18 protein-coding genes are annotated in these 17,793 nt (G+C 72.8%); 8 read left to right on the top strand and 10 right to left on the bottom strand.

Annotation, left to right across the window (positions count from 1 at the left end; translation table 11 throughout):
• Positions 1–19: 19 nt before the first annotated feature.
• Genes ASC82_RS17965 through ASC82_RS17950 form a run of 4 tightly spaced genes read left to right on the top strand, consistent with a single transcriptional unit; the run spans position 20 to position 4,477 of the window.
• Entirely contained in the window at positions 20–1,915 is a 1,896-nt protein-coding gene (locus ASC82_RS17965) for a glycosyltransferase (protein ID WP_199862559.1), read from the top strand.
• A gap of 10 nt (positions 1,916–1,925) precedes the next feature.
• Positions 1,926–2,303 (top strand): hypothetical protein, encoded by a 378-nt coding sequence (locus ASC82_RS17960; RefSeq protein WP_056648805.1) that lies wholly within the window; start codon positions 1,926–1,928, stop codon positions 2,301–2,303.
• 42 nt (positions 2,304–2,345) lie between these two features.
• On the top strand, positions 2,346–3,605 hold the full coding sequence (locus tag ASC82_RS17955) for an FAD-dependent oxidoreductase (protein WP_056648803.1): 1,260 nt from the start codon (positions 2,346–2,348) through the stop codon (positions 3,603–3,605).
• A complete protein-coding gene (locus tag ASC82_RS17950; RefSeq protein ID WP_056648801.1) occupies positions 3,602–4,477 on the top strand; it encodes a glycoside hydrolase family 16 protein in 876 nt (291 codons plus the stop codon). The genes ASC82_RS17955 and ASC82_RS17950 overlap by 4 nt, the downstream gene beginning before the upstream one ends.
• Before the next feature lie 10 nt (positions 4,478–4,487).
• Here ASC82_RS17950 and ASC82_RS17945 read toward each other — a convergent pair whose 3' ends face one another.
• From ASC82_RS17945 to ASC82_RS17925, 5 genes are all read right to left on the bottom strand, one after another.
• Positions 4,488–5,306 carry a polysaccharide deacetylase family protein gene (locus ASC82_RS17945; protein ID WP_056648799.1) on the bottom strand — a complete coding sequence of 273 codons (819 nt, stop codon included), beginning with the start codon at positions 5,304–5,306 and terminating at the stop codon, positions 4,488–4,490.
• Positions 5,303–6,355: a glycosyltransferase gene (locus ASC82_RS17940; protein ID WP_242427700.1), complete on the bottom strand. Its 1,053-nt coding sequence runs from the start codon at positions 6,353–6,355 to the stop codon at positions 5,303–5,305. The genes ASC82_RS17945 and ASC82_RS17940 overlap by 4 nt, the downstream gene beginning before the upstream one ends.
• Positions 6,352–7,626 (bottom strand): hypothetical protein, encoded by a 1,275-nt coding sequence (locus tag ASC82_RS17935; RefSeq protein WP_056648797.1) that lies wholly within the window; start codon positions 7,624–7,626, stop codon positions 6,352–6,354. The genes ASC82_RS17940 and ASC82_RS17935 overlap by 4 nt, the downstream gene beginning before the upstream one ends.
• A gap of 224 nt (positions 7,627–7,850) precedes the next feature.
• Positions 7,851–9,227 (bottom strand): glycosyltransferase family 2 protein, encoded by a 1,377-nt coding sequence (locus ASC82_RS17930; protein ID WP_079039337.1) that lies wholly within the window; start codon positions 9,225–9,227, stop codon positions 7,851–7,853.
• Positions 9,224–10,111 carry a glycosyltransferase family 2 protein gene (locus ASC82_RS17925; protein WP_056648793.1) on the bottom strand — a complete coding sequence of 296 codons (888 nt, stop codon included), beginning with the start codon at positions 10,109–10,111 and terminating at the stop codon, positions 9,224–9,226. Before ASC82_RS17925 ends, ASC82_RS17930 begins: the two co-directional genes overlap by 4 nt.
• A 215-nt stretch (positions 10,112–10,326) precedes the next feature.
• Here ASC82_RS17925 and ASC82_RS17920 point away from each other — a divergent pair, with 215 nt between their 5' ends.
• Complete coding sequence (locus tag ASC82_RS17920; RefSeq protein WP_056648791.1) at positions 10,327–11,064, top strand: TetR/AcrR family transcriptional regulator C-terminal domain-containing protein; 738 nt, start codon at positions 10,327–10,329, stop codon at positions 11,062–11,064.
• A gap of 46 nt (positions 11,065–11,110) precedes the next feature.
• On the opposite strand, the gene mqnP is transcribed toward ASC82_RS17920, so the two are convergent.
• Both mqnP and ASC82_RS17910 read right to left on the bottom strand, forming a co-directional pair.
• Complete coding sequence (gene mqnP, locus ASC82_RS17915) at positions 11,111–12,013, bottom strand: menaquinone biosynthesis prenyltransferase MqnP (protein WP_056648790.1); 903 nt, start codon at positions 12,011–12,013, stop codon at positions 11,111–11,113.
• A complete protein-coding gene (locus tag ASC82_RS17910) occupies positions 12,010–13,467 on the bottom strand; it encodes a menaquinone biosynthesis decarboxylase (protein WP_056648788.1) in 1,458 nt (485 codons plus the stop codon). Before ASC82_RS17910 ends, mqnP begins: the two co-directional genes overlap by 4 nt.
• 90 nt (positions 13,468–13,557) lie before the next feature.
• Here ASC82_RS17910 and ASC82_RS17905 point away from each other — a divergent pair, with 90 nt between their 5' ends.
• Together ASC82_RS17905 and ASC82_RS17900 are read left to right on the top strand one after the other, a co-directional pair.
• On the top strand, positions 13,558–13,956 hold the full coding sequence (locus tag ASC82_RS17905; RefSeq protein ID WP_056648786.1) for a PLD nuclease N-terminal domain-containing protein: 399 nt from the start codon (positions 13,558–13,560) through the stop codon (positions 13,954–13,956).
• A gap of 43 nt (positions 13,957–13,999) precedes the next feature.
• Positions 14,000–14,890, top strand: coding sequence for a LysR family transcriptional regulator (locus tag ASC82_RS17900; RefSeq protein WP_056648783.1), 891 nt, complete (start codon positions 14,000–14,002; stop codon positions 14,888–14,890).
• Here ASC82_RS17900 and ASC82_RS17895 read toward each other — a convergent pair.
• From ASC82_RS17895 to ASC82_RS17885, 3 genes are all read right to left on the bottom strand, one after another.
• Positions 14,787–15,722 (bottom strand): DMT family transporter, encoded by a 936-nt coding sequence (locus ASC82_RS17895; RefSeq protein ID WP_056648781.1) that lies wholly within the window; start codon positions 15,720–15,722, stop codon positions 14,787–14,789. The two genes, ASC82_RS17900 and ASC82_RS17895, sit on opposite strands and share 104 nt — an antisense overlap.
• A gap of 102 nt (positions 15,723–15,824) precedes the next feature.
• Positions 15,825–16,193: a DUF1330 domain-containing protein gene (locus ASC82_RS17890; protein WP_056648779.1), complete on the bottom strand. Its 369-nt coding sequence runs from the start codon at positions 16,191–16,193 to the stop codon at positions 15,825–15,827.
• A gap of 119 nt (positions 16,194–16,312) precedes the next feature.
• A complete protein-coding gene (locus ASC82_RS17885) occupies positions 16,313–16,801 on the bottom strand; it encodes a hypothetical protein (RefSeq protein ID WP_157863473.1) in 489 nt (162 codons plus the stop codon).
• Between the two features lie 325 nt (positions 16,802–17,126).
• Here ASC82_RS17885 and ASC82_RS17880 point away from each other — a divergent pair, with 325 nt between their 5' ends.
• Positions 17,127–17,780, top strand: a complete 654-nt coding sequence (locus ASC82_RS17880; RefSeq protein WP_056648775.1) for an NAD(P)H-dependent oxidoreductase — start codon at positions 17,127–17,129, stop codon at positions 17,778–17,780.
• Positions 17,781–17,793 lie beyond the last annotated feature (13 nt).

Here is a 17,793-nt window from a genome sequence, read left to right as displayed (position 1 = left end):
AGGTCATGGACGTGTTCCGGTGAGCGGGAACGACCGCCGGGCCCACGCCTCGGACGACTCTCCCGGCGCCGCCTGCACCGGTGACGGCGCCGCGACCGCCGCCCCGGAACAGCCCGCCGCCGGGACCGGGACCGGGACCGGGACCCGTACCGACACCCGTACCGACACCCGTACCGCTCCCCGCACCCGCTCCGGCGCCCTCCGCGTGTGGGCGGCGCGCGTGGTCCTGCCGCTCTCGGTCGTCCTCTGGCTGCTGTCGCTGCGCTCGGTCCCGCTCGACAAGATGCGCGACCTCGGGCTGCTCCAGGTGCTGCCCCCGCTCTTCTGGGTCGCGGCCGGCCTGCTCACGCTCGGCTTCTGCCTGGCCCTGACCGACCGCCGCACCCACAGCGCCTGGCTCACCGGCTACGTGCTCACGCTGATCGCCCTGCTCCACGCCACCCCCACGCTCCTGTACCCGACCCTGCGGTACTCCTGGGCCTGGAAACACCTGGCGGTCATCGACGCGGTGATCCGGCACGGCGGCGAGGTGCCGGACGCGGACAAGTTCTCCGTCTACAACGACTGGCCGGGCTTCTTCGAGCTCCACGCGATGTTCCTGCGGACCACCGGCCTGGACTCGGCCGTCGGGTACGCCTCCTGGACGCCCCCGGTCGCCAACGCCCTGCTGCTCGCCCCGCTGCTCCTGATCTACCGGAGCGTGACCCGCGACCGGCGGCTCGTCTGGGGCGCCGTCTGGATCTTCTACAGCTGCTCCTGGGTGGGGCAGGACTACTTCGCGCCGCAGTCCTTCGCCTTCCTGCTCTTCATGACCGTGGTCGCCCTCCTGTTCCGGCGGCTGCCGTCGTCGGCGCTCCCCCGCCCCGATCCGCGCCGCCGGGACGGCTGGCCGCCGGGGCTCTTCGCGGCGGTCGTGGTGATGGTGGCCGCGATCGTGGTCTCCCACCCGCTGACACCGCTGATGCTGATCAGCGCCATGGCGATGCTGTCCCTGCCCCGCCGCAGCCGACGCCTCGCGCTGCCGGTCCTGATCGCCGCGGTCGTCCTCACCGCCGCCTGGGACGCCACCGTGGCCCGGTCGTACATCGCCGTCAACATCACCAACCTCATCCAGTCCCTCACCCAGCCCGACCAGAACGTCTCCTCCGGGCTCGCCGCCCTGGGCGACGCCGCCCCGGGGCAGATCCTGCTGTCCTGGGTCGACCGCGGCCTCTCGGCGGCGGTCGCCGTCCTGGCCCTGGCCGGGATGCTGGTCCGCCGGTGGACCCGGCGCACCGGCCTGCCCCTGCTCGCCGCGGCCCCGCTGCCGCTGCTCGCCGTCAACGCCTACGGCGGCGAGATGCTCTTCCGCGCCTACCTCTTCGCGCTGCCCGCCGCCGCGTTCCTGGTGGCGGCGCTCCTGCTGCCGCCGGGTGACCGGCGGCGCGTCTGGCCGACGCTCGCCGTCTACCCCGTCCTCCTCGCCATGTTCGGCGCGCTGGTCTTCGGCTACTACGGCAAGGAGGCCCTGAACCAGTACACGCTCAAGGAGGTCGCCGCCGCCCGCTACGTGATCGAGCACGCCCCACCGGGCTCGACGATCGTCACGCTCACCGCCGACGTGCCCGACCTCGACCTGGACTACGAGAAACACCGCCGGATCCAGCTCGCCTACCAGGACCCGGACGACCTGCGGCAGATGGTGATCGACCCGCTGGAGGGGGTGGAGGGCTTCATCTACGGCGCCACCGAGGAGAAGCCCGCGTACATCGTGCTCACCCGCGCCCAGGACATGAACCTCTACGTCACCGGGGCCCTGCCCGCAGACGTCGCCGAGCGGCTCCAGTCCGATCTGTCCAACGCCCCGGGCTTCACGCGCGTCTACGACAACGGCGACGCGATCGTCTACCGCTATGTGACACCGCCACCGGACTGAGGAGGCACCCGTGATCTTCCTGCGCCTGGGACTCGCCGCCTCAGGGTGGCTCGCGCTCCTCTCCATGGCGCTGCCGGACGCCGCCCCGGTGCGGGTGGCCGCCGTCACCGCGTTCCTGCTCGTCTGCCCGGGGCTCGCGGCCCTGCTCGCGCTGCGGCCCGCCGGCCGGCCGCGGGGCGGGCACCCGGCCGCGGTCCTGGAGGGCGCGCTCGTCACCCTCGTGCTCGGGCTCGCCCTGGCGACCCTCGTGGCCGTCGCGCTCTTCCTCGGCGGCGTCTTCACCGCCACCAGGTCCCTCGTCGCCCTCGCCACCCTGACCTCCGTCCTCGCCCTGCTGTCCCTCCGTCCCGGCGCGCGGAACCGGCGCGCCGGGGTGCAGGCTGGTTGAAGAGCCCCTGCGGGAGACGCCCGCGTGGAGAGGAGGCGCGCGATGGCCCAGGATCCGCCCCCGTACTCCGGAACCGCCGACCGCCGCCGGCTTCCCGTCGTGGTCGTCGGCGCCGGTCCGTTCGGACTGGCCACCGCCGCCTGGCTGGGCGCGACCGGCGCGTCCGTGCGCGTGTTCGGCGAGCCGATGGAGACCTGGCGGACCCACATGCCCGACGGCATGTTCCTCAAATCGGTCCCTGCCGCGTCCTCGATCTCCGCGCCCGAGGCCGGGCACCGGTTCGCGGACTTCCGCACGGCGCGGGGCCGGGGGCCGGTGGGCGACACCTATCCGATCCCGGTCGACGAGTTCATCGCGTACGGCCACTGGTTCCAGGAACGCCTGGTGCCCGGCGTGGAGCGTACGGCCGTGCGCGAGGTACGGACCGCCGACGGCGGTTTCGGCGTCCTGCTGGACTCCGGCGAGGAGATCACCGCACGGGCCGTGGTCGTGGCCACCGGGCTCGTGCCGTACGCCCACCGGCCGGCCGGCCTCGACCCGCTCGCCGCGGCGGGCCTCGCGTCCCACACGTGCGATCACCCGGACCTGGCCGGATTCGCCGGCCGGCGCGTCGCCGTCGTCGGCGCGGGCCAGTCGGCCCTGGAGAGCGCCGCGCTGCTGCACGAGGCGGGCGCCCGGCCCGTCGTGATCGCCAGGACCGGGGCCCTGCTGTTCGGCGACCCGCCGCCGACGGACCGGCCGGCCGCCCGGCCCTGGCCCGAGCGGCTGCGCAAGCCCGGCTCGGCGCTCGGCCCCGGCTGGTCGCTGTTCGCGGTCAGCCGCGGCCCCGCCGCCTACCGCCACCTGCCGGTCCCGGTGCGCACGCACGTCCTGCGGACCGTGCTCGGGCCGTCCGGCGCGTGGTGGCTGCGGGAGCGGGTGAACGGCCACTTCCCGGTGCTGTGCGGGCGCCGGCTCGTCTCGGCCCGCCACCAGGACGGCGCGGACGGAGCCGTACGCCTGGAGCTGGCGGACCCTGCGGGACGGCAGGACGTCCTGCACACCGACCACGTCCTGGCGGCCACGGGCTACCGGGTGGACGTGCGTCGGACCCCCGTCCTGGAGCCGTCCCTGCGGACGTCGGTCCGCGCCCTGCCCGGCGGCGCGCCCGTCCTGTCGGCGGGGTTCGAGTCCTCGGTCCCCGGCCTGTACTTCACCGGCCTGGCCGCGGCCCCCACCTTCGGCCCGGTCCTGCGGTTCGTCCACGGCACGACGTTCGCCGCGCACCGGCTCGCCACCTCGGTCGCGGGCGGGGACCGGTGAACGCGCCGGGGGCCCGCCGGCCCCTTCGCCGGGCGGCGCTGGCCCTGGCGTCCGCCCTGCTGCTGACGGCCACCGCCTGCGTGTCCGGTCAGGCCGACGGCACGGCGGCGGCCGGGGCCACCCCGCCGACCGCCGTCATGCCGACCCCGTCCGGCGCGTGGCGGCTCGTCCTGGACGAGAACTTCGACGGGACGGAACTCGACGACCGGACGTGGACCACCTGCTACGACTGGAACAAGGGCGGCTGCACCAACAGCGGCAACGACGAACTGCAGTGGTACATGCCGGACCAGGTCTCCGTCCGGGACGGCGAGCTGACCCTCACCGCCGAGCGGCACGAGACGGAAGGCAGCGACGACCGGACCTACCCGTGGACCTCCGGAATGATCTCCACCGGGCGGGACGACTGGTACGCCGAGCCCCGGCGCACGTTCACGTACGGCTACTTCGAGGCGGCGATCAGGATCCCGTCCGAGGAGGGCATGTTCCCCGCGTTCTGGATGATGCCCGCCTCGAAGTTCACGCCGCCGGAGATCGACATCATGGAGTTCCTGGACACCACCGAGCAGGTCAGCATGTACGTGCACTGGCGCGGGCCCGACGGCGACGAGGAACGCCAGCGCGGCACGTACGGCCCGGTCGACTTCCCCGACGGGTTCCACGTCTTCGGTCTGCTGTGGGAGCCCGACAAGCTGGTCTGGTACGTGGACAACGTCGAACGCCTCCGGGTGACCGACACGGAACGGATCCCGGACGTGCCCATGGAGGTGCTGATCAACCTCGCGGTCGGGGTGCCGGAGCCGCCGCCGGACTCGGTCGACACGGCCCGGATGCGCGTGGACTGGGTACGGGTGTGGCAACAGCCGTCGTGAGCCGGGTGGGCTACAGGCCCCCCGACACCGCCTTGTACGGCACGTTCAGCCGCGCCCTCAGCCGGCGGTAGGCGCGCCAGCCCTTGGTCCTGGGGCTTTCGGCGAAGGGCGCGACCGGCGCCGCGGCCCCCGCGGTCCACTGCCGGAACCGGTCCCGGTCCGTGTCGGCGCGCACCATCAGCCGGGCGATGCGCAGCGGATCGTCGTCCGCCGAGCTGAACGCGTCGCGCACGGCCGTGGCCGAGGTCCAGCCCGCCGCGCGCACCTGGTCGCGCACCGAGGGGCTGGAGTACCCGTGGGGATAGGCGAACGCCGTGACCGAATGACCGAGGAAGTCCTCCAAATCGCGTCTGCATCCCGCCACTTCGTCCCACGCCCGGGGCGCGGGCAGCGTGTCGAGCTGCGGATGCGTCCTCGTGTGGCCGCCGATCTCGACGCCGTACAGCTCCAGCGGGACGAGCTGACGCCAGCTCAGCATCCGCGACTCCGGCGGGAAGACGTCGTCCTCGGGCCCGCCGGCCCGGCCGCGCAGGGCGCCCGTGGTGACGTACAGGGTGGCGGGCATGCCCCGCCGCGTGAGCAGGGGCAGCACGGTCGAGTGGAAGTCGGCGAAACCGTCGTCGAAGGTGAGGACCGCGGACCGGGCGGGGAGCGGCGGTCCGCCGCGCTGCGCCTCCACGAGCCGGGCCAGCGGCACGATCCGCAGGCCGCTGTCGGCGATCACGTCCAGCTGCTCGGCGAAGTCGCGCGGGCGGACCGTGAACGGCGCGATCCAGGACGGCGGGTCGGACGACACCGAGTGGTACAGGAAGACGGGTACGGCGGTCATGGCCCGCCTCCGCCCGCCTCTCCGGCCGGTCCCGCGACGGGTACGGCGGCCGGTGCCGCGACGGCGGGCCCGCCCGCGCCGGAGGCCGGCGCGGGGCGCCGGACCCGGCCCACGACATAGCCCGCGACGGTCACCCCGACCCCTCCCACGAGCGCCGATGCCGTACGCGGCCCGCCGGGGCGGCCGGGCCGCAGCGCCCGTACGAACGCCCGCGGGACGGTCGACCGCAGATAGGCGCGCTCGCTGGACAGGGCCGCGCGACTGCCGCCGAGCCGGGCGACGTGCGCCTTGGACAGGCCCTCGGCGTAGCACCGGGCGACGAAGTACGCCCAGGTGGCGCGTGCCGCGGGCACGCGGTGGCGGACCGCGGCGGCGGGTTCGTGGAGCAGGACGGCGTCCGGGCGGCGGGCCGCGATGCGGAGGCACAGTTCGGTCTCCTCGCAGCCGAGCGGGCGGGTCCCCACGCGCCCCAGGTCCGTACGGAACACTCCGGCGGCGATCAGCTCGGACCGGCGGAAGGACATGTTGGCGCCGATGAAGTTCCGTACGGGGGAGGGCTGTTCGGGAAGCCCGTGGTACGAGCAGCCGATCACCCAGTCGAACTCGCGCGGGAACCACACTGGCCGCCGGGTGACCCACCACGGCCGGACCAGACCGCCGACGCCCACGACGGCGCCGTCGGCGTAGGGGGCGAGCAGCCGCGCGGACCAGTCCGGATCGGCGGCCGCGTCGTCGTCGAGGAAGGCCACGACCTCGCAACGGGCGGCCGCCACACCGGTGTTGCGCGCCCCGGACAGTCCCTTGCGCTCGCCGTTGGCGAGCACCCGCACACCCGGGAAGGCTGTGGAGGCGCGCTCGTACAGGTCAGGGCAGTGGTCGACGACCAGCACGGTCTCCGTGACGGGGTGCCGCTGGGCCCGCAGGGACCCGATCGCCGCCCGCAGGTCGTCCCAGCGGTCGAGGGTGTAGGCGCAGACGACGACCGTCAGGCTCGGCACGGGGAGGGAACCGGTGCCGGTCCCGGTGCCGGTGTCCGTGTCGGTGTTCACGAGGACCTCCTGGATCCGGTCGTGAGCCAGCGCGACCGCCAGATCAGCAGCGGCGTGGCGAGCAGGCACATGGTCACCAGCCAGGCGACGCCCGCGCCGGTGATCCCCAGCGTCGGCAGCAGCAGCTTGGTGAGCCCCAGGACGAGCACGCACATCACGATCTGCACGCCGACCGCCCACCGCAGCCGGCGGCGCGCCCGCCACACGTCGATGGCGAGGCTGACGACGATGTTCGGCAGGGCGGACAGGGCGAGGAGCCGCAGCAGGGTGGTGCCGTGCTCGGCGTACTCGGGGCCGAAGAAGGAGAGGATCTGCGGTGCGAGCACGGCGACGAGGACGATGCCGGCGCCGAGCAGCAGACCCGTGTGGCGCAGCATCCTCACCGCGTGCTCGACCAGCCGCTCCGGGCTGCCCACGGCCTCCACCACGAGGGAGCTGCCCACGTTGCGGGCGACCAGGTAGAGGACGTAGCCGACGATCCAGGCGAGCGAGAAGTAGGCGCTCTGTTCGGCGCCCAGGTTGTCCAGGACGATCAGCGGGACCACGGTGTACGCCGCCATCCGGAACAGCGAGCCGAAGTAGTCGGCGGCCGCGTACCGCAGCGCCCGGTCCGGCCGCTTCGCCTGCGTCGACACCCGTACGTGCTCGGGCACGGCCCGGCGCAGCAGCACGAAGTTCGCGATGACGAGCGAGACGGCGAGCGCCCCGACCCAGGAGAGCAGGATGCCGGAGAACAGCGCCAGTGCCGCGCCCACGCCGAGCAGCCCGATCTTGACGCACGCGAAGATCACGTTCTCGCCGACCACCCAGCCGGGCCGTCGCACCGCGGTCAGCGCGCCGTCCTGCATCACGAAGACGGCGTATCCGGCGGTGGCGGCGACGAAGCAGGCGGCGGTCACCGGGGTCAGCAGGAAGCCGAGGCCGGGGGCGACCACGGGGACGAGCAGCAGGAAGCCCATGGCGACCAGGGCGCTGATGACGGCGCTCACGCCGTAGCAGAGGAGGATCAGCCGGCGGGTGTGGTGGCCGGCGGACGGCACGAACCGGACGAGGAAGTCGGACAGGTTGAGCTGGCCGATGCTGGCGAGGAGCAGGGTCATGGAGAGCGCGGAGTAGCTGAGGCCCACCACCTCGTCGTCGTACCAGTGGGTGGCCAGGACCCAGAAGACGGATCCCAGCGCGGCGCTGACGAGGGAGCTGATCGCGAGGAGGTGCCCGTTGCGCAGGAGCGGGTCACGGGGGAAGACCGCGGTGGCGCCGGACTTGACCACCGCGCCGAGCGAGCGCCTCGCCTCGGGGGGCCGGTCCCGCGCGGCCGTGGGGGCGGCCGCCGGGGGCGGGTGCCCCGCGTCTGTGGGAGCGGCCGTGGGAGCGGCTGTGGGAGGGGCCGCGGGAGCGGCCGCGGGGGCGGCTGTGGGAGGGGCCACCAGGGGCGCGTGCCCCGCGGCCGTGGGAGCGGCCGCCAAGGGCGCGTGCCCCGCGGTCCGCGGCCCGGTCATCGGCCTGTCCGTCGCTCGATGTGCCGACTGCGCCAGTAGCCGTACGGCCCGTAGAGCATGCCCCGCAGCTCCAGTCGGGCGAGCCGGGAGGCCGTGGCGCCGCGGCCGGTGGCCGGTCCGGCGCGTTCGCGGTTCCTGGCGAGCGCGTACCGCACGCCGCCGGGCAGCCGGCGGAGCAGTGCGGGCAGCATGCGGGGTTCGTGGACGATCGCGCCGGCCAGATAGGCGCCGAACCCGGCGCCGTAGCCGAACGCCTGCGCTTCGAGCGCCTCGGGGGTGCGCCGGTGCCGGTGCCAGACGATCGCGGTGGGCTCGTAGGCGAGCGAGCGGTCGTGGGCCAGGACGCGGAAGAAGGAGAGCAGGTCGTCGCCGCCGTGCGCGGGGGTGCCGACGCCGGTGGCGGGGTCGAAGCCGCCGAGTTCGCGCAGCAGCTCCGTACGGAAGGCCATGTTCGCGCCGGAGCCGAATCGGCCCGCGGTGAACGGGAACAACGGGTCCGCGGACGGGGCGCGCAGCGACCAGGTGCACGCGGCGTACCCCTTGCCGAAGGCGCCGTGCCGCTCCAGCGCGACCTGCGCCTCGGTTTCCAGCTCGGCGGGGACGATGAGTCCGGTGACGCAGCCGGTGCGGGGGTCCGCCTGGAAGGGCGCGACGAGCGCGGTCAGCCACAGCGGGTCGACGAGCGTGTCGTCGTCGGTGAAGGCGGCGATCTCCCCGTGGGCCGCGGCGAGCCCGCGGTTGTGGGCCCGGGCGAGACCGGGCACGGGCTCGCGCAGGTACCGGACGGCTGGGCCGTCGTTCCGCAGGAGCCCGCCGTCGTCCCGGGTGCCGTCGTCCGGGGTGCCGCTGTGGTTCCGCAGGGGCCCGCCGTCGTCCCGCGTGCCGCCGTACTCCCGCCGGACCAGTTCCTCCGTGGAGGTGTCCGACGGGGCGTTGTCCACCACGATCACCTCGAACCGCGGGTACTTGAGCTCAAGGAGCGAGTCCAGGCAGTCGCGCAGCATCCCGGTGCGGTTCCTCGTGGCCACGATCACGCTGACCGCGGTCGCCTCGACGAACGTCCGGTGCGGCTCGTCCAGCCCGACGTCCTCGTCGGCGCCCGCGAAGTCCCGCAGCGCCGCGGCCGCGAGGGCCCGCCACAGCTCCTCGGGCTCGCCGCCGGACGCCTCGGCCATCCCCAGCGGGCGGCCGTGGAACCGTACGAGTCCGAGCGCGCGGCCGGACGGCCTGGTCCGCGCCCCGCCCCCGGGGCGGCGGAACGCCCCGGGCTCGGCGAGGTCGATGTCCACGACCGCCATCGGTGAAGCCGGCGCCGCCGGGCGGAGCGCCCCGCGGGGCGACGGCCTCGGTGCGGCGCGGCTGCCGCGCGTCATGACGTGCTCCGCTCCCGCGAGGCGGTCAGCGGCTGGGCCGACACCGGCTGGGCGGACATGGGCTCGGCCGTGGCGGGCCCGGCCGACGCGGGCCGGACGCCGGGACGCTCCGAGAGGAGCGTGCGCAGTACCCGGCGTCCGTCGGAGATGGCGTGGAGGTTGGACTGCCCGTTGCGGCGGGGCAGTTCGAGACTCGGGACCTCGGCGATCCGGAGTCCGGAGCGCAGCGCGTGCACGATCATCTCGGCCTCGATCTCGAAGCCGGTGGCGTGCAGGTCCAGCTGGTCGAGGAAGCTGCGCCGGAAGGCGCAGAAGCCGTAGCAGAGGTCGGTCAGCGTGGCGTCGTAGAGCCGGTTCACGAGCGCGAGCAGGGCGTGGTTGCCGAGTTTGCGGAAGCGGGTGATGTCGAGGGAGCCGCCGCCCTCGACGAAGCGGGAGCCCTTGACGAAGTCGTAGCCGTTCTCCAGGAAGTGGACGAAGTGCGGGATCTCCGCCGGGGACATGCTGCCGTCGGCGTCCATCATCACCACGTAGTCGCCGCGCGCCGCGAGGAAGCCGGTGCGCAGCGCGTTCCCCTTGCCCTTTCCGCTCTGCTTCAGGCTGCGGACGGTGGGCAGGATCCGGGTGGCCACGCTGACCGTGGCGTCGTGGGAGTCGCCGTCGATCAGCAGGACCTCTCCGACGCAGTCCGGGATCTGTTCGAAGACCCAGGGGATGTTGCGGGCCTCGTTGAGGGCCGGGATCACCAGGCTCACCACGGGCCGGACCGGCGTCTTGTCCTCGGCGCGCCGCTGCGGGTGCGGAGGCGGGTCGGTGGAGCGGCGGAGGGGGTGGTCGACGGACTGGGACTCGATGCCCTGCGGCAGAGTCGGGTGCGTGGTCATGATGGCTCCGGGATCGAATCGGCGCACGGTCGCGTCGTGCTGCGGAGGCCGTCCGCCGGAGTGTGGTGCTCGGTGTGGTGACCGGTGTGGTGGTGACCGGTCGGGCGCTGGGTGTGGCGTCCGAGGGATCCACCCTGTCACCGTGGCGAAGCACCCTACGTTTACGTCGTATATGTACACTTTAACCCTGGATGTCCCAAGGTCAAGGCGGGCACATGGCGATCGAGAAGGACCCCGCGGCAGGGCCCCCCGCGTCGGGGCGCCGCGCGCCCGGCAGGCGCGCCGGCGACCACGGGCGCTACGGCCGCCTGAGCCGCGAGCGGGTACTCGCCACCGCCCTGGAGCTGGTCGACCGGGAGGGACTGTCCGCGCTGAGCATGCGCAGGACCGGCGCGGAGCTCGGCGTCGAGGCCATGGCGCTGTACCGGTACGCCGCCGGGAAGGACGCACTGCTCGACGGACTGGTCGAGGCCCTCTACACGGAGCTGGAAGAACAGCTGGCCGCCTCCGAGGAGGCACCCGAATGGCGGGCCGAGCTCCACCGGATCGCCGCCGCGACCTACGGGGTCGCCCTCGCCCACCCCCAGGTGGCCCCGCTCCTGGCCACCCGCATGCTGGCGGTCCCGCTCGCCCGCCGCCCGCTCCCCGTCCTCAGGGACCACGAGCGGATCCTCGCCCTCCTGGCCCGGGCGGGTCTGGACGAGGACGCCACCGTCACGGCCTTCCGGGCCGTCACCGGCTGGGTCCTCGGCTACATCCTCGGAGACCTGCGGGCCATGGTCGACAACCCCGACGAGCCCGAGCCCGCCTTCCGCCTCGGCCTGCACCGCATGCCGGCCCGCGAGCTCCCGTCGCTGCGCGCCGCCGCCCCGACACTGGCCCGGCACGGCGGCCCGGAGGGCCTGGCCGCCGGCCTCGACGCCCTCCTGGACCGCCTCGCGCCCGGAGCCTGACGTGCGGGCTCCGGGCGCGAGGGTCTGACGGCGGTCCGCCGGCGGCTTACGGGGTGAGCCCCCGGACCAGCAGGTCGAGCAGCGCGCAGACGAAGAGGCTGATCCCGATGAAGCCGTTCGTCGTGAAGAACGCCCGGTTGAGGCGGGACAGGTCGTGCGGCTTCACGATCGAGTGCTCGTAGCAGAAGGCCGCGACGACGATGACGAGGCCGATCCAGAAGAACAGCCCCGCGTCCGTGGCCAGGGCGTACCAGACGAGCAGTCCCGTGGTGACGACGGCCGAGGCGCGGGCGCCCCACAGCGCGGCCGGGATCCCGAAGCGCGCCGGTACGGACATGACGCCGTGGGCGCGGTCCGCCTGCACGTCCTGGCAGGCGAAGATCAGGTCGAAGCCGCCGATCCAGACGCCGACCGCGAGCCCGAGGATGACCGCGTCCCACGACCACTCGCCGGTGACCGCGAGCCAGGCGCCGATCGGCCCTATGGCCTGGGCGAGCCCGAGGATCGCGTGCGGGAAGTTCGTGAACCGCTTGCCGTACGGATAGACCACCATCGGGATGACGGCGAGCGGCGCGAGCGCCAGGCAGAGCGGGTTGAGCAGGGCGGCGGCGCCGAGGAAGACGACGACGGCGATCCCGGCCCCGGTCCACGCGGACCGCACGGAGACGGCGCCGGTCACCAGCTCGCGGTTGGCCGTCCGCGGGTTACGGGCGTCGATCTCGCGGTCGATGATCCGGTTGCAGGCCATGGCGAAGGTCCGCAGGCCCACCATGCAGACGGTGACGAGGAAGAGCGTCCACCAGTGGATGTTCCGGTCGAGCTGGTACATCGCGGTGAGCGCGGCGGTGTACGCGAAGGGCAGCGCGAAGACCGAGTGCTCGATCATCACGAGCCGCAGGAACGCCTTCGTACGCCCCGGCTCCGCGCCCGGTACGGCGGCCGTGGTCACAGCCCGTACTCCTTCCAGCGGCGGTCCACGAGGGCCGCCGTCGCCGGGTCCGACTCCACCATGTCCGGCCAGCCGCCGTCCCGGGTGTAGCCCTCCTCGGGCAGCTTCCTGGTGGCGTCGATACCGGCCTTGCCACCCCAGAACTGCTGGTAGGAGGCGTGGTCCAGATGGTCGACGGGTCCTTCGACGACCGTCAGGTCACGGGCGTAGTCCGTGTTCCCGAGGGCCCGCCAGGACACCTCGTGCAGGTCGTGCACGTCGCAGTCCTTGTCGACCACGATGATCAGCTTGGTCAGCGACATCATGTGCGCGCCCCAGATGGCGTGCATGACCTTCTGCGCGTGCTTCGGGTACTTCTTGTCGATCGAGACGATCGCGCAGTTGTGGAAGCCGCCCGACTCCGGCAGGTGGTAGTCGACGATGTCCGGCACGATGATCTTGAGGAGCGGCAGGAAGAAACGCTCCGTCGCACGGCCGAGCGGACCGTCCTCGGTCGGCGGCCGGCCGACGACGATCGACTGGAGCAGCGGACGCTTCCGCATCGTGATGCAGTCGATCTTCAGCGCGGGAAACGGTTCCTGCGGCGTGTAGAAGCCGGTGTGGTCGCCGAAGGGACCCTCGGGCAGCATCTCGCCCGGCTCCAGCCACCCCTCGACGACGACCTCGGCCTGCGCGGGGACCTGGAGCGGCACGGTCTTGCAGTCGACCATCTCGATCCGCTTGCCCTGCACGAAGCCGGCGAAGAGGTACTCGTCGATGTCACCGGGCAGCGGGGCCGTCGACGCGTACGTGACGGCCGGCGGGCAGCCGAAGGCGATGGCGACCGGCAGCCGCTCCCCCTTCGCCGCCGCGACGGCGTAGTGGTTGCGGCTGTCCTTGTGGATCTGCCAGTGCATGCCGATGGTGCGCTTGTCGTGGCGCTGGAGGCGGTAGAGCCCGAGGTTCCGGACCCCGGTCTCCGGGTGCTTGGTGTGGGTGAGGCCCAGGTTGAAGAAGGACCCGCCGTCCTTGGGCCAGGTGAAGAGCGCGGGAAGGAGATCGAGATCGACGTCGTCGCCGGTGAGAACGACCTCCTGCACGGGCGCGGCGTCGGACTTCACCTTCTTCGGCGGCACGTGGATCATCGAGCCGAGCTTGCCGAAGGCCTCGCGGACCCCGACGAAACCGTGCGGAAGCTCGGGCTTGAGCAGCCCGCCGATCTTCTCGCTGATCTCGCCGTACGACTTCAGGCCGAGGGCCTTGAGCAGCCGGCGGTCGGTCCCGAAGACGTTCATCGCGAGGGGCATCGAGGAGCCCTTGACGTTCTCGAAGAGGAGCGCCGGGCCTCCTGCCTTGTTCACCCGGTCGACGATCTCCCCGACCTCCAGGTACGGGTCGACTTCGGCCTTGATGCGCTTGAGGTCGCCTTCGCGCTCAAGGGCCCTGAGCAGCGAGCGGAGATCGTCGTAAGCCATAAGGGCCAGTATCGGGCACCGGCTACCCTTGACCTGTCACCGGGGCCGCCGAAACGCGCCTCCGCCACCGCTTCCAGGGGGCTGTCCCACATGCTCAGGGCGCTGTTGTACATCCTGCCGCTGGCGCTGACGATCTACGCCTTCATCGACTGCCTGAACACCCCGGAGGAAGAGACCAAGCACCTGCCGAAGGTGGTCTGGGTCATCATCATCCTGCTGTTCTGGATCGTCGGGCCGATCGTCTGGTTCTTCGCGGGCAAGGTGCGGCGCCCGGCCGGAGCGCGGGGCCGCGCGGGCGGCTGGGTGGCCCCCGACGACAACCCGGAGTTCCTGAAGTCCCTGAGGCAGGACGGTCCGGAGAAGCAGAACGGCCCCGAGAAGCAGGACGCCCCCGACGACGACTCGGTCCTCAGGGACTGGGAGGCGGACCTGCGCCGCCGCGAGGAAGAGCTGAAGAAGCGCGAGCGCGGCGAGGACTCCGACACGTGAGGGAGCTCAGGCTCCCCGCCGCCTTCGAGAAGACGGACTCCTGATGGAACTGCGGCTCCTGGTCGCCTTCGAGAAGGTCGCCGACGTCCTCTCCTTCACCCGGGCCGCCGCCGACCTGGGCTATGCCCAGTCCAGCGTCACCGGCCAGATCCGCTCCCTGGAGACCTCGCTGGGCGTGGAGCTCTTCGAGCGGCTCGGCAGCCGCATCCGGCTCACCGAGGCCGGGGAGCGGCTCCTGCCGTACGCCCGCCGGATGACCGAGCTGGCCGAGGAGGCCAGGACGGCCGTCGCGACCGCCGCCGAACCCACCGGGACGATCGCCGTCGGCACGATGGAGTCCCTCACCTCCTACCGGCTGCCGCCGCTCCTGGAGTACTTCCACCACCGCTACCCGAAGGTGCGGCTGACGCTGCGCCCCACCCTGGGCGACGCGACCCGGCAGGCGCTGCGGCAGGGCACGTACGACGTGGGCTTCCTGATGGAGCCGGGCACGGAGCACGAGGGCCTGGAGTCGGAGGTCCTCGCGCCCGAACCACTGGTCCTGGTCGCCGGCCCCGGCCACCCCCTGGCGGGGCGTACGGGGCTGACGAGCGCGGACCTGGCGGCGGCCCACCTGGTGGGCACCGAACCGGGCTGCCCGTACCGCGACCTCTTCGAGGAGGAGCTGCGGGAGTGGGCGCCGCCCTTCATGGAGTTCGGCACGATCGAGGCGACGAAGCGGGGCGTGACCTCGGGCCTCGGGGTGGCCCTCCTCCCCCGGGTGACGGTGGCGGAGGAACTGGCCTCCGGCACCCTGGTCGCCCTGGACTGGGAGGCCCCCTTCACCCTCTTCACGCAGCTCGCGTGGCGACGGGGGAAGAAGCTTCCGCCGCACGTCCGGCTGTTCGTGGAGCAGGCGCGGCGACTCGTGTCCGAGCAGAGCCGGCCAGAGTGACCTTGAGGCTGGCGAGGACGATCAGCGGGACGCCGAGCGCCTGCACGAGCCCGATGTGGTGCCCGTACACCGCCCAGTCGACGCCCATGGCGACGGCGGGGTAGGTGAAGGCGAGGACGGCGATCTTGGCGGTCGGCAGCTTGGCGTAGGCGGCGTACATCAGGACGTACATCAGCCCGGTGTGGACGAGCCCGAGCCCGACGAGCCACAGCCACCCGGAGCCGAGCCCGGCGGCGGCGCCGAAGTCGGCGAAGGGCAGGAGCAGGGGCAGTCCGACGAGGACCTGGACGAGCGCGACGAGGTGGGGCCGTACGCCGGTGATGCGCTTGGTGACGAAGGTCGCGAGGGCGTAGAGGACGGCGGCGGCGAGCGCGAACCCGAGCCCCTTGAGGGATGCCGTGTCCCCCGGCCGCACACCGGAGACGAGCACGAGTCCACCGAAGGCGAGAGCGAGCCACCCCAGCTTGGCTGCGGAGATCCGCTCCCTCATGAACACCGCGCCGAGCAGCACGAGGAAGAACGGCTGCGTGTGATAGACGACGGTGGCGAGGGAGATCGAGGTGGCCTCGTACGCCTCGAAGAGAAACACCCAGTTGAAGACGATGAACACGCCGCCGAGCGCGGCGAGCCCGAGCTTCTTCGGGGTGAACCCGTGCCCGGTGAAGAACCCCCGGGCGAGGCTGTACGCCCCGAGCGCGACGGCCCCGAAGAGGCACCGGAAGAACACCACCTCGAAGGGCGAGGCCCCGGACTCGACGACGAAGACGCCGAGCGTGCCGGAGAGCACCATGGCGAGGGTGAGTTCGACGGTTCCCTTGGTCTCGTTTCTCATGACAGCGACGCTACGGAGGGGCCGGTCGCCCGGTCCACGAGCCAGTGGGGGGTCCTCCCGATGGGCCCGATCGGCGGGGCCGATGGGGGCCGGCCGGCCGCGCTACTCGGCGGCGGTGGCGGTGGCGGTGGCGGTCAGGGACTCCCGCAGGGCGTTCGCGGTGGCAGCCGAGTCGTAGCCGGCGGGCACGCCCTCGACCAGGACGATGTCGGCGGGCATGTGCCGGTACCTCAGCGGCGCGATCTCCTGGTACGTGTCCGAGTCCCACCAGGCCCGTGCCTCGGCGATCCCGGGGAACCCGATCATCACCACGGCCCCGGGCCAGTTGCCCTCCTTCACCTCGTGCACCGTCCCGTGCACGAGGAACCGGCCGCCGTACGGCTCGAAGGTGCCGGGGATGCGCTCGATGTACTCGACGACCTCGGCGTGCGGGGTCTCGGTGTTCAGCCTGGCGATGGCGTAGGCGGTCATGGTGTGGGTGTCCTTCCGGCGGGGGGCGGGGCGGTCCGTACGCAGACGATCGTGGCACCGCCACATGCCGGGGGTCGATGACCTCAAAGGTAAGGAGCCGACCACCAACTCCCCCTGCTTCACGGCTCCTGAGGCGCCATCGGAAGCGCCACGGCCTCCCTCCACACGGCCAACTGCCGGTCGTCCACGGGCCTCATCTCGCCCTGGTACAGCTGCGCGTGGCCGTCCTTCCCGGGGTCGACCTGAGGACTGGTGGCGAAGAGGTACGTGCTGCCGCCCTTCAGCCGGTCGGGACCGCCCTCGTCCAGGCCGTACGCGACCTGGACCGTCCCGCGCAGGTTCCCCCGCAGCACGGAGGCGACCTCGATCCGATAGACGTCCTCCGTCCACCCGTCGACGTCACGCCGCTCCACGAACGCCGCCACGCGCCCGGTGAACACGCTGTCGGCGTAGCGCGCCGTGCCGGCCACGTCGTGCGGGTCGTACGCCCGAAGCGCGCAGCCTGTCGTGACCTGCCCCTCCAGATGCCGGTAGCCGAGATAGCCGCCCACGGCCAACACCCCGGCGGCCACCGCGCCCGCCGCCAAGACCATCGCTTTCCTGCTCATGATCATCCCCACAGTGCGTGACGGGCGTGGACGTCGCCCCGTCGGCCTTGATCGTCACCTGCTCGATCGTGCCCGCCGTCAAGGTCTGGACGGCGCGCCCGCCAGGGCTGAGTCATCCACCCTCACGGTCACCGGACGATAGCGCTCCGTAGCGACCCTATGCGCTCATCCAGCCCCCATCAGCCCCTTCCGGAGACCCCTCCGACAACGACGCGCCCCTTCACTCCCCCCCCGCACACCGGCCCACTCCGCCCCCGGCAGGGGCCGGAATACCGCCCACAGGGGCCGAGTTGGCAAGAGGGAACCCCCGAGAACCGGAGCAGAGATGACCTCCCACGCCGCACCCGTCCCGGACCGTTCGTTCCTCTTCGTCCTCGGCAGCTCCCGCGCCGACGGCAACTCCGAGATACTGGCCCGCGCCGCCGCCGCGCAGCTGCCCGCCGACGTCCCGCAGCGCTGGGTGGACCTGAACCGGCTGCCCCTCCCCGACTTCCAGGACGGACGGCACGAGCTCGCCGGCCGGCAGGACGTGGAGAACGAGGAGCTGCTGCGGCAGGCGACGGTGGAGGCCACCGACATCGTCATCGTCTCGCCCCTGTACTGGTACAGCCTCTCCGCGCAGACCAAGCGCTACCTGGACTACTGGTCGGGCTGGCTGAACGTCCCCGACTCGGACTTCAAGGAGCGCTTGGCGGGCGGCACGCTGTGGGGCGTGACGGCCATGGCGGACGACGACCACGTCGTCGCGGACGGCCTGGTGACGGGCCTCAGCCACTCGGCCGCCTACCTGCGCATGCACTTCGGCGGAGTCCTGACGGGAACGGGCTCCCGCCCCGGCCGCGTCCGCGCCGACGAGCAGGCGATGCTCCGCGCGAAGACCTTCTTCGAGAGCGAGACCCCCCTCGCCCGCTTCCCCTACGACCAGGAGTCCGACGCGGTCCCGCACGCCCCGGGAAGCCTGCCCCCCGGGGCGCGGTGACGAACGGGAGGCG

Origin of the sequence: Streptomyces sp. Root431, from assembly GCF_001426585.1 — a bacterium.
GTDB lineage: Bacteria > Actinomycetota > Actinomycetes > Streptomycetales > Streptomycetaceae > Streptomyces > Streptomyces stackebrandtii.
This window is presented reverse-complemented; position numbering and strand designations above follow the sequence as displayed.